A 10,678-nucleotide genomic window follows, 5' to 3' on the forward strand; every position below is an offset into this window, starting at 1 on the left:
CTGCACAACGGCGGCGCGATGCCGCGGGCACAGAGCAGGCCACGGCAAGATGATCGCGCGGCTTCACGGACCGCCCCCCCGGCAGCACTACTTGATTGATGCATCGCCGAACGCGCGTTGACAGATTTGGAACGTTCCACTAAAAGAACTGGAACGTTCCATACGCTGACAATAACTAGCGCAGCCGTTTTCTGCGGTACGAGGAGAGCCAAGTTGATGACGGAAGTCAGAGTTGCCGTTCTGGGGGCGTCGGGTTGGATGGGGCGGGTCCATACGATGGCCTATCAGACCTTCCCGCATTTCTTCGGGGCCAGTGACGGGACGGCCCGTGTCGTGGCGCTTGTCGCAGCGGACGCCCAAGAAGATCTCGCATTTCGAGCACCCGGCGCCCGGATCCTACAGGATTGGAAAGCTGCCGTCGCAGACCCCGAGATCGACCTGATCGACATCTGCCTGCCCGACAACATGCACTACGAGGTCGCCAAGGCAGCCTTGCTTGCTGGAAAGCACGTCTATTGCGAGAAACCATTGGCCGACACTGCGGCCGAGGCGCGGGAACTGGCCGATATCGCCCGCCAGAAGGGACTGATCACACGGGTTGGCCACGCCTTTCCCCGAAACCCAGTTCATGACCTCGCCAAGGAGATCATCGACTCGGGGGAAATCGGCGAGATCAAGCTATTCAAAGGCTGCCAGCACATCGATGTGTTCGCTGATCCGCTCGCACCATACATGTGGCGCGCGGATGGCAACCTGGCGCCAACCGGTATCGTCGGAGATACCGGCAGCCATATTTTCAGTTTCATGAATTTCCTTGTCGGACGCGTCAGTTCGCTGATTGCGGACAACTTCATTGTCACCCCCACGCGCCCGGTCGTTCGAGATCTCGCCATGGGCGAGCAGGCCACCCTGAGCGGCGAAGAAAAATGGTCCGAAGTGACCAACCCGGATGGCACCAACATGCTGTGCCGCTTTGCCAACGGTGCGCGCGGGGTCGTCGATTTCAGCCGGATCGCGACCGGGCGGAAATTCGTCCAGACCTACGAGGTCTATGGCACCAAAGGGAGCCTTCTCTATAACTACGATGAGGTAAACCGACTGCGGTTCTACAGCAGTGACGACAAGACAGGCCGTCGTGGCTTTCGAGCGATCGACGTCGGGCCGGAGAACGACACCTATAGGTCCTTCCTGCCGCTTCCGAACTTCGCGCTCGGCTACAACGAGAGCAAGATCATCGAGGCCGCAGAGGTCATCCGCTCCATCGTCGCGAACCGCCAGATGTGGCCAACATTCGAAACGGGTCACCACCTTTGTCAGATTGTTGATGCCTGCATGGAGTCATCGCGCCAGCAACGGTGGGTCGAGATCGAATGACCCAGAAAATCCCTCAACACATCCTTGATGCTCTGACCGATGTCGAAATGCCACGCCTTGGCCAAGAGCCTGGCTTCCCCGAGAACGTCGAAATCGCGGGTTGGCACATTCCTGTTCGCAGATCTGCTGCAATCGTCGTGGGTAGCGGCGCCGCAGGGCTGCGAGCGGCAGTCGAATTGAAACGCCGGAACGTCGATGTGAGCATCGTCAGCCAGAGCGCCTGGGGAGGAACATCCGCCTGTTCCGGCTCCGACAAGCAGACGCTGCACACGGCGAATACAGCCGACCGGGGTGACAACTTCAAGGAAATGGCGCGTGCGATCAGGTCGGGCGGCGCGATGGACGAAGACACCGCCTATATCGAAGCGGTTGGTTCCGTCCGCGCCATGGCATCACTGCAATTCCTTGGTCTGCCTTTGCCGCAGGATACTCTGGGCGGGACACTTCGCTATCAGACGGACCATGACGAGGTTGGCCGCGCGACGAGTTGCGGGCCGCGAACGTCGCGCCTGATGGTCAAGGTTCTGGCGCAGGAGGCCATCCGGCTTGAGGTTCCCTTCTTCAACCAGACGACGGTCATTCGGATCCTGACCGAATGCCGCGATGGCGCGTCCCGCGTGACGGGTCTCCTTGCGGTCAGGTCCAGAAACCAGAGCGACGAGAACCCGCTTGGGCTGGTGCTCTTCTCATGCCCCACGGTGGTATTGGCGGCGGGCGGACCCGGAGAGCTTTATCGCGACAGTGTTTTCCCGAATGGCTGCTTTGGCTCACTCGGCCTCGCGCTGGAGGCGGGCCTGGAAGTCGTGAACATTACGGAAAGCCAGTTCGGCATCGGGACTCGGCGCGAGGGCTTTCCCTGGAACCTGTCCGGCACCTATGTTCAGGTCATTCCGCATATCTATTCGGTCGATGCGGATGGAAGCGAGCACCATTTCCTTTCGGATTACTATCGGACGACGCAGGAACTGGCGTCGAACGTTTTCCGGAAAGGGTATCAATGGCCCTTTCACGCGACGCGCATGCTGGACTTCCAATCGAGCCTCGTCGACCTCGCGGTCTTCCGCGAAACGCAGAAAGGCCGGCGGGTCTACATGGACTTCAACCGCAATCCGGAGCCGGTGCCGGGCGATGAGCCGTTCAGCCTGTCGCGGCTTGACGACGATGTTCGGACCTATCTGACAAATGCAGGGGCGAACCAGAGCACGCCGATCGACCGTTTGCGGCACATGAACCCGCTCGCGATTGAACTCTATCGTCGCTACAAGATCGATATCGCCGCCGAGCCACTGGAGTTCGCCGTCAACAATCAACACATGAACGGCGGAATAGCGGTCGATATCTGGGGCCGCACGAACATCCACGGCATCTACGCGATCGGAGAGGCCGCTGGCACGCACGGGATCACAAGGCCCGGCGGCGCGGCTTTGAACGCGGGTCAGGTCTTTGGGACGCGCGTGGCGGAACACATTGCCGCAGCTTCTCGCACAGCCATTCAGCATTCGGAATGCAGCACTGTCGCGATTTCGGTCGAGATCGACCGGATCAAGCAGATGCTGAAGACCGACACCGGCCTGCCGATCAAGACGATCCGGCACGAAGTTCAAGCCCGGATGAGCGATAGCGCCGGCATTCTATGCCGGTCAGACGAGGTGGCCGAAGCGCTCTCTGCCGCGCGCGCATTGAACCGGTCGATCCGTACCGCTGGCGTGGCTTGCAGTCGTCCCGGAGAGGTCGCCCGGGCCGTGCAATGGCAGCAGATGGCGCTGGTTTCGGAGGCTGTGCTGGCTGCGCTCGACTTCTACATTCGTCAGGGCGGCGGCAGCCGCGGCGCCCGCGCGATTTGCGACCCCGCGGGCGAGGCGCTGCCGATGTCGGCTCGGGGGCCACTTTCGGACATGAGGTTCCGCGTCGAGCGCGAACAAGACAAGTCTGAGCAGATCCTGGTCCGATTGACGGGGGACCAGATGGCGATCACCACGCGCCCCAATCGTTCGTTTGATGAAACCGCAAAGGCATTCTTTGAGCGGGACTGGCCCGCTTGGCTCACCGGCACGATCTTCGATCTGGACAATGGGATGGTGGGATCATGATCACGTTCAACTCAACGAAAGCCATTGCCATCGGGGAAGCGATGATCGAGATGGCCCCTGTGCAAGACGGGCTTTATCGTCGGGGCTTTGCGGGCGACACTTTCAATACTGCATGGCACCTTGCACAGGCGCTTGGTTCCCGGGGCAGGGTCGGATTTGCCACAAGGGTCGGAACGGATCGGCTCTCCGACGCCTTTGTCGCGGAGCTGGACAGTGACGGGCTCGACACGTCGTCGATTGGCCGCGACGCCGAGCGTACCATGGGGCTTTACCTGATCGAGCTTGATGGGGTTGAGCGGAGTTTTCACTATTGGCGAAAGAACTCCGCCGCACGTCTGATCGCCGATGACCGCGAATGGTTGGAGCAAGCGTTCGTCGGGCAAGGCCTTATTCATCTGTCCGGCATCACGGTAGCTATCCTGCCCGACTCCGCCCGAACTCACCTGATCGATGCGCTATCGAGCGCGCGTGCGCGCGGTACCCGAGTGTCTTTCGACCCCAATATTCGACCTCAGCTGTGGTCATCGAACGAAGAGATCCGCTCGACGATACCTCGTTTTCTTGAAGTCGCCGATATTGCGCTTCCAAGCTTTGACGACGAGCAGACAATCTGGGGAGACGCGACACCGCGCGACACGGTTGCGCGGTTTTCCGCGTCAGGCGTAACCGAAATCATCGTTAAGAACGGCGCCGGTCAGGTCGCCATGCTGATCGATGGCCACGAAGCTCAGATCGATACGCCGGCCGTCTCGGAGATTTGCGACACAACGGGCGCTGGCGATGCCTTCAATGCCGGATACCTCGCCGCGCGCTTGATCGGAAAGCAGCCGCGAGCGGCCGTTGCCTTCGGACAGCAAATGTCAGCCGAAGTCATTCGACATTTTGGCGCACGGATACCGAAAGCCTCGGTTCCGCCCATTGCGCGCAGCCTGATCTTGTCGTGCCCCCACTGAAGTGGTTCACCAACTGGGATAGCTTTATCCCGTTTTGAGGAGGTGCTGTGAGGCCGAGCGGGACGGCTCTGAGAGCGTCCACGTTATCGCGGCCTTCCGGCTTCTGATCCTGACCGGATGCCGACTGCGGGAGATTCAGACGCTCCGGTGGGACTACATCACCGATACCGGGATGGAGCTGCCCGACACCAAGACCGGGGCGCGGCGCATCCCGCTCCCGGCAGCGGCGCGGGCTGTGCTCTCCACCCTGCCCCGCACCTTCGGCAATCCCTACGTGATCGAAGGCAAGCTGGAAGGCAGTCATATCACCGACCTGCAACACCCTTGGCGGCGTCTCCGCGCGCGGGCCGGTCTGGACGATGTGCGCATCCACGACCTGCGCCATACCTATGCGTCCAACGCGGTCTCTTCGGGGATGCCTATTCAAATGGTCGGGCGGCTATTAGGCCATAGCCAGATCCAGACCACCATGCGTTACGCGCATCTGGCAGACGATCCCGTAAAGCGCGCGGCGGAAGAGAATGCGAACCGGCTGAGCGCCCTTGTCTCGGGTGGACCTCGGGGAGCGACCCCATTAAGGGTTATAAGATAACGCATCCTGAAATGGCTTAGGGAAGGCGTCGCGCCGCCCGGCCCTAGGCTAGACTAACTTAGGCTAAGCTAGCCAACCTACGCGCCGAAGGAGCGCTTAATTAGGCCGCCTGCGCCACGAACTGCGGCCCGCATGAACCCTCGCCCCTAATTAAGAGAACTGACCGCACCAATGCTGCCACCCAGATTCTACGAAAACACCTATACCGAAGCGGACACCAAGCGCCTGTGTGATGCATCCGGGCTAAAACCGGCTGATCTCGGAGCTTTCCGCAAAACGCTCGAAGATTGCGCTGCGATCTATCGTTGGGAGGCTGCAAAACACAAAGACATCCCGCGCCACACCGATCTTAGACGGGAACTCGCTGTCCCTCAGACGCGCCTGAGAAGTCTTCGTGCGGCGCTGGCTGGACTTTCGAACGAGGCCCGTTCTGAACTTGATCTCGGGGTGTTTCGCAAAGCAGATCAGGACGCGATGCGGCATATAACGGGCAATCTGGATGCGGATGCTCCGGCTCTTGTCCTTCCGTTACTCAACCCCGATCAATCGGTTAGTCTGGACTTAGCCGACCTCGAGAAGCTTCTGGGCGGTTTGGAGGAAGCGCTATCGCGAGCCGTGGATCGCCTTCCCAACCAACGACGCGGCCAAAGCCGCGATTATGGCTTGCGCCTCTGGATCACCAACATACGCGACCTCTGGCAGAGCACGACCAGCACGCCATTCACGCGAGACGCCACGGCAGACAATGAGCCGATCACACCCGCTGCGGATTTCTGTGTGAATGCCTTCAAGATGATCGAGCCAAAATATCCGAACTCGCGCATCCTAAGAGAGCTAAAGGACTGTATCGCAAGGCAAAAAATCACTGGACGAATTGTTGCACAAAACGAGCAATAATTCGTCCAGTGCTTTCGCTCGAAAAGAGCAACGGATCGCATCTAGGTTCGCCTCATAGCAGTTCGCAGAAAGAGGCAGATCAGAATGCAACATCAGACGGCAGCACAAACGCGCCCCACCCCGACCTCGCAGTACTGGGATGGGTTCATTACCGAGACCGACGCGGCGGACTATCTCTGCCAGAGCGTGCGCACCTTGCAGAAATGGCGGGTCACGGGCTTTGGCCCGCAATTCTACAAGCCCGGACGCTCCGTGCGTTATCGCCGCCGGGACTTGCGGGAATGGGCTGAGGCCCGTCGCCACGCCAACACGAGCCAGTACACCAGCTGAGTTTTGCCCGTGTGGGGTTGGCAGCGCCATGCGGGATTTTGGGGCCGGAAGGCTCTTCGCGGGCGCGGGGCAAAAGGTTCTCGCGCCCGTTTCCTCTCTCACATTCCAACAGGACTTCCACCATGTCGAAACAACCTGCCCACAAGGTCAAACTCGGCCTTATCACCGCAACCGTCTGGGATAATGACGGCTTCTATTCCGTCGATCTGTCCCGTTCCTACAAGACCAATCAGGGCGAATGGCAATCGACGCCGAGCTTCGCCCAGGGCGATCTTTTGAACGTCGCCAAATGCGCCGAGCGCGCCGAAATCTGGATCGCGCGCCAAGTGTCGAAAGACGCCATCCAGCGCACTTAAAGCATCCAACAAGATCGGAGCCGGGCAGCCCTGCCCGGCCCCAAAACAAAAGCTGCCCCGCCGGAGGCACAGAGCCCATCCCGCTTGATCCGGTTCCCTCAATTCAGACGGTCACGATCCGCCGATCGACAAAGGGGGGGCATGTAACACCCCCCTCCACGAATACGAAAGCGAAGATCAGAGCAGATGAAGGCACAAATCCTCCATAGCGGTTTTGACGGCCTCAGGTTCACCGTACAGGCAGAGATCGGCCCGGAGCTGCGCAAGGAAGTGGCCCTTGCGAAAGCCCATGCCAAAGAACACCGGCACGATATCGAGCTGCGCTTTGGCGACGTGCTTCTGTCCGTTACGCAAGCCGGGGGACGGACCTTCAACACCCACACGGGCGAGCTGGGCGCAGTCTGGATGTTCCAAGACCCCGAAGACCGTATCCCGAACAATCCCGGCGTCACCGTGGACTTCCGCGCTTTGGGTCTCGCCACTGGCGGCTTGGGTCACGCCGAACGGCATTTCCGGGCAGTCATGGAAGCGCTGGCCATTCCCTACAGCGAACACCAGCTCCGCGTCTCGCGCGTGGACTTTGCGGTGGATCTTCTGGCCCCTTGGTTTGAGCCGGAGCGGATCGCACTTGTCGCCCCACCGGGAACGAAGGTCACAGAATACACCGGGCCGGATGAGACCGTCACACAGGCCACGGGAAGCCGGGTCACGGGCCTTCGGGCGGGCAATGTCGATAACCGCCAGCTTGCCATCTATGACAAGCGCACAGAGGTCATGCAGAAGGCCAAGGACGGCTGGTTGGCCATCTGGAACGCCGAGCGCGCCGCATGCGGGCAAGCCCCTCTGGACCTCTCAGATAGGCTTACCAGCCAAGTCTGGCGCTTCGAGCTGCGCCTTGGGTCAAAGCAGCTCCGGGGCCGCTTCGAGATGCATTCCTGGGCCGATCTGTGGGAGAGACTCGGAGACGCCTACCACGACGCCTTGCAGCGCCTGCGCTACTGCATCCCCACCAGTGACAGCAACCGCGCTCGCTGGCCCGTACATGAGCTGTGGCGGCTATTTGAAGACACCATCGGCAATGACCTCTCCGTCTATTGCAGCGGCATCCAGCCCTCGGACGTGATCTTTGCCAATCGCACCGCGAAGATGCGGGAGCTGGATCGGCAGATTCTGGGCCTCTTCGTCACCCGTGCGGCAATCTCGGATGTGCCGCCGGGGGAATTCTATGACTTCATGGAGCAGCACACCGAAGCCTTACGCCGGTATAGCGAAGAGCACCCGAGGACGCTGGAAGAGCGCTTGCAGAAAGCGGGCGGGAAGTATCGGTGGGAGTGAGGGTCAAATCCCCGAAGCTGACACGGTCGAATTAGTTCGTCCATCGGCTCGGTTCTGTAGGGAGGACCGGAAACCGACTTTCCTTGAAGGTCCAACTAACGGCACGCCAACTGTGGGAGATGCCCATCAACGCTAGAACCGAATGTGTGGTCAAAACCTGACCACGGGCCAACATTCTATTCGCTATTTGGCTGAGACTTCGGCATATTGCTAGATGTTACCTGTGTGACCCAAAATGTAGTAGGCGGAATTGAATGACCTCAGAGGTGTGTCTGATGAACAGCCTTTCGGTGGTGCTGGCCGCCGATAGCGCCACAACCGTTGAATATTACGGGCAAAACGGAGCCGAAAGGCGCTACTTCAAAGGCGCGAACAAAATATTTCAGCTCTCCGAGGCCCATCCGGTTGGCTTAATGATTTACAATTCGGCTAGCCTCTTGAGTGTCCCTTGGGAAGTCACAATCAAAGAGTTCCGCAAAGAACTTGGCGACAAGTCCTTTAATACCGTTGAGGGATTTGCTGACGAGTTCATCGCATGGGTAGACGCTTCGCAAAGATTATTTCCTGACGATATTCGGAGGTCAGGCTTTGTCAAACAGGTTAGCAACTCGCTGGTACAAATTACTTTAGACTTCAATCGCTCGCGCCAGGAAGACGATACGCTAGATTTTTCAACATTCATGGCCACCTACGTTGAAAACAGAGGAACCGTCGTTCAAAACTCAGAGCTTAACGATGATGAGATTGGGGAGCTCACAGCGTCTACCAAGAATGATCTAATAAATGAGTTAGATGAATGGCTAGACTTTATCCAAGTTACTGACGTTGACGAAGCTACTCGTGATATGGTCATTGATGAAGCCACAAAACAATCGCTCAATATGTTGGCTCTGGAAAACAATTATTCCGGCTTAATATTTGCGGGCTTTGGAGATCACTCAGTATTCCCTGAATTAGTATCGTATTCGCGATGCAAGCTTTGGGGCACCAAATTTGTCGCATCCAAAAAGAAAGTGGAGAAAGTCACCCATGACATCCCGGCCGTTCTGTCTGCCTTTGCTCAGAGCTCCATGACCGACACGTTTGAGGTAGGCCTCAGCTTTGAAGTCTTCGCCAAGATGCAAGAAACGTTCGCTGGGGAACTGAAGGCTATTGCGGACAGCTTGAACGAGTTGTCCGGCGGCACCATTCCAGAAGCAAGAATCAATGAGCTAATCGGCGAACGGCTTAAGAGTTCCAAGGATAAAATTTTCCAATATGCAAGAGCTGAACACTCCCTTCCGCTGCGTCGGGTTCTGGGTGTTTTGCCCGTCGATGAGATGGCAGAGCTTGCTGAAACCCTGATAAACTTGCAATCATTGAAAGAAAAGGTAACCAAACCTTCGGAAACTGTAGGTGGCCCGGTTGATGTGGCGGCCATCACACGAAGTGAAGGGTTGGTCTGGATAAAACGCAAACACTTCTTTGATCCGAGCTTGAACAGCCGTTTCTTTGAACGTAGGCGATAGGGGAGGAACGAATGGCGGATATGACATTGCAATCAGATCGCGATAAGCAACTGACACGCGACGAACTGGAAAGCCTGCTTGAGAAACTAGGCGTGTCAGTAGAGACGGCCAAGGATGAGTATCGAAGCAGGGTCGAAAGCTTCAACAAGCTCACTTTGTGGCAAGACCAACATAACAACCAAATCGCACAACTAAGCGTGTCGTAGTAATCTTAGGGCAGCCCCCACTGTCAGTCGGCGCTTTCAGCGGCGATTTTGTAAAGCTGTCCTCCTCGCCGAATGCAGCAAATGACCACTTTCCGTCGCTCAAATAGGCCCCATTTATGATGCTCACCGCGTGAACGTCATAAATGGGGCTGGCCCCCTGCCATTCACCGCGCTTGCGTTGCATGGCGGTTCAGGGCCGAAAGACAAGACTTCCCACTTTAACGCTCACCATGCAGATGTAAGGCCTCAACAGCAAGTTCGAGCGCCGTCGCCATTCTTTCGGCGGCTTCCCGGAACTGCGGCAAGGCGTCCGGGGAAATAAGGAACCGCGTTTCCAAGCTGTGCTGACATAGGTTTTCGAGGTGATGGTCGAAGCCGTCCAGGCTGATTAGCGCGTTGACCACGATGTCAATTTCGTCCGGTTCCAGCAGCCCCAGGTCGGCAGTGAGGCTGTCCGACAAAAGTCTTCGCACCTTGCCAACCGAGAACAGCTCCCCTTCGGGAGGCGCTGCGTCGAGATTCTGCTTGAGCCCGAGGGAATAGTTTCGGAACTCGGCGACCAAGATTCGACGCAAAGTGGCCTGCCTCGTGCTCAGTTGCCTCGAATGTTCCGCTCTGGAATGCCGGGCATTTGCGCTAAGCGTCCAGATCACGCCAAGGAAACCCACTACGCCGACAATGGTTGTTTGGAAGCGTTCAAGGAGGTCTAGGACGTCGGGAGTTATCATGGGGTTATTTGACCAATTTATGTGTAGCTCAATACCTTCACCGTATGATTCCAAGAGACTTGACGTGTTGCGGATTTGCAAGGGTGTTGAGTGCGCCCCACTTGCTTCCGTGTTGCTTCCAGCGCCCATGTCGAAACGCCAAAAGCCCCGCGAGTTGCGAGGCTAAGCATATGTTCTAACTTAGATTTTTTGGTTGCGGGGGTAGGATTTGAACCTACGACCTTCAGGTTATGAGCCTGACGAGCTACCGGGCTGCTCCACCCCGCGAGAGTATTGCGTTTTTTGCGCGGTGCAATGATCCGCTTTGGC

General features: G+C 58.0%; 11 protein-coding genes and 1 tRNA gene. 10 read left to right on the forward strand and 2 right to left on the reverse strand.

What is annotated here, in order from left to right:
- The first annotated feature begins 216 nt into the window (after positions 1 to 216).
- From N3C64_RS14930 to N3C64_RS14975, 10 genes are all read left to right on the forward strand, one after another.
- A complete protein-coding gene (locus N3C64_RS14930) occupies positions 217 to 1,374 on the forward strand; it encodes a Gfo/Idh/MocA family protein (RefSeq protein WP_260015064.1) in 1,158 nt (385 codons plus the stop codon).
- The gene (locus N3C64_RS14935) at positions 1,371 to 3,464 is read left to right on the forward strand and encodes an FAD-dependent oxidoreductase (RefSeq protein ID WP_260015054.1); all 2,094 of its coding nucleotides are present in this window, start codon (positions 1,371 to 1,373) and stop codon (positions 3,462 to 3,464) included. Before N3C64_RS14930 ends, N3C64_RS14935 begins: the two co-directional genes overlap by 4 nt.
- The gene (locus N3C64_RS14940; protein WP_260015055.1) at positions 3,461 to 4,417 is read left to right on the forward strand and encodes a sugar kinase; all 957 of its coding nucleotides are present in this window, start codon (positions 3,461 to 3,463) and stop codon (positions 4,415 to 4,417) included. Before N3C64_RS14935 ends, N3C64_RS14940 begins: the two co-directional genes overlap by 4 nt.
- A 34-nt stretch (positions 4,418 to 4,451) precedes the next feature.
- Positions 4,452 to 5,009, forward strand: a complete 558-nt coding sequence (locus N3C64_RS14945) for a site-specific integrase (protein ID WP_260015056.1) — start codon at positions 4,452 to 4,454, stop codon at positions 5,007 to 5,009.
- Positions 5,010 to 5,180: 171 nt separating this feature from the next.
- Positions 5,181 to 5,906, forward strand: a complete 726-nt coding sequence (locus tag N3C64_RS14950) for a hypothetical protein (RefSeq protein ID WP_260015057.1) — start codon at positions 5,181 to 5,183, stop codon at positions 5,904 to 5,906.
- Positions 5,907 to 5,990: 84 nt separating this feature from the next.
- Complete coding sequence (locus N3C64_RS14955) at positions 5,991 to 6,236, forward strand: helix-turn-helix domain-containing protein (protein WP_233677866.1); 246 nt, start codon at positions 5,991 to 5,993, stop codon at positions 6,234 to 6,236.
- A 122-nt stretch (positions 6,237 to 6,358) separates the two neighbouring features.
- Positions 6,359 to 6,592, forward strand: a complete 234-nt coding sequence (locus N3C64_RS14960) for a hypothetical protein (protein ID WP_260015058.1) — start codon at positions 6,359 to 6,361, stop codon at positions 6,590 to 6,592.
- A gap of 186 nt (positions 6,593 to 6,778) precedes the next feature.
- Entirely contained in the window at positions 6,779 to 7,927 is a 1,149-nt protein-coding gene (locus tag N3C64_RS14965) for a hypothetical protein (protein ID WP_260015059.1), read from the forward strand.
- A gap of 275 nt (positions 7,928 to 8,202) precedes the next feature.
- Positions 8,203 to 9,435 (forward strand): hypothetical protein, encoded by a 1,233-nt coding sequence (locus N3C64_RS14970; protein ID WP_260015060.1) that lies wholly within the window; start codon positions 8,203 to 8,205, stop codon positions 9,433 to 9,435.
- Between the two features lie 11 nt (positions 9,436 to 9,446).
- Positions 9,447 to 9,641, forward strand: a complete 195-nt coding sequence (locus N3C64_RS14975; protein ID WP_260015061.1) for a hypothetical protein — start codon at positions 9,447 to 9,449, stop codon at positions 9,639 to 9,641.
- A gap of 218 nt (positions 9,642 to 9,859) precedes the next feature.
- Here N3C64_RS14975 and N3C64_RS14980 read toward each other — a convergent pair whose 3' ends face one another.
- Together N3C64_RS14980 and N3C64_RS14985 are read right to left on the reverse strand one after the other, a co-directional pair.
- On the reverse strand, positions 9,860 to 10,369 hold the full coding sequence (locus N3C64_RS14980) for a hypothetical protein (RefSeq protein WP_260015062.1): 510 nt from the start codon (positions 10,367 to 10,369) through the stop codon (positions 9,860 to 9,862).
- 190 nt (positions 10,370 to 10,559) lie between these two features.
- Positions 10,560 to 10,636, reverse strand: a tRNA-Met gene (locus tag N3C64_RS14985).
- Positions 10,637 to 10,678 lie beyond the last annotated feature (42 nt).

Origin of the sequence: Sedimentimonas flavescens (assembly GCF_025154035.1) — a bacterium.
Classification (GTDB): domain Bacteria; phylum Pseudomonadota; class Alphaproteobacteria; order Rhodobacterales; family Rhodobacteraceae; genus Rhodobacter; species Rhodobacter flavescens.

Coding starts and splice junctions, on each gene's coding strand:
- N3C64_RS14930 (WP_260015064.1), top strand. CDS start 217: ATGACGGAAGTCAGAGTTGCCGTTCTGGGGGCGTCGGGTTGGATGGGG.
- N3C64_RS14935 (WP_260015054.1), top strand. CDS start 1,371: ATGACCCAGAAAATCCCTCAACACATCCTTGATGCTCTGACCGATGTC.
- N3C64_RS14940 (WP_260015055.1), top strand. CDS start 3,461: ATGATCACGTTCAACTCAACGAAAGCCATTGCCATCGGGGAAGCGATG.
- N3C64_RS14950 (WP_260015057.1), top strand. CDS start 5,181: ATGCTGCCACCCAGATTCTACGAAAACACCTATACCGAAGCGGACACC.
- N3C64_RS14955 (WP_233677866.1), top strand. CDS start 5,991: ATGCAACATCAGACGGCAGCACAAACGCGCCCCACCCCGACCTCGCAG.
- N3C64_RS14960 (WP_260015058.1), top strand. CDS start 6,359: ATGTCGAAACAACCTGCCCACAAGGTCAAACTCGGCCTTATCACCGCA.
- N3C64_RS14965 (WP_260015059.1), top strand. CDS start 6,779: ATGAAGGCACAAATCCTCCATAGCGGTTTTGACGGCCTCAGGTTCACC.
- N3C64_RS14970 (WP_260015060.1), top strand. CDS start 8,203: ATGAACAGCCTTTCGGTGGTGCTGGCCGCCGATAGCGCCACAACCGTT.
- N3C64_RS14975 (WP_260015061.1), top strand. CDS start 9,447: ATGGCGGATATGACATTGCAATCAGATCGCGATAAGCAACTGACACGC.
- N3C64_RS14980 (WP_260015062.1), bottom strand. CDS start 10,369: ATGATAACTCCCGACGTCCTAGACCTCCTTGAACGCTTCCAAACAACC.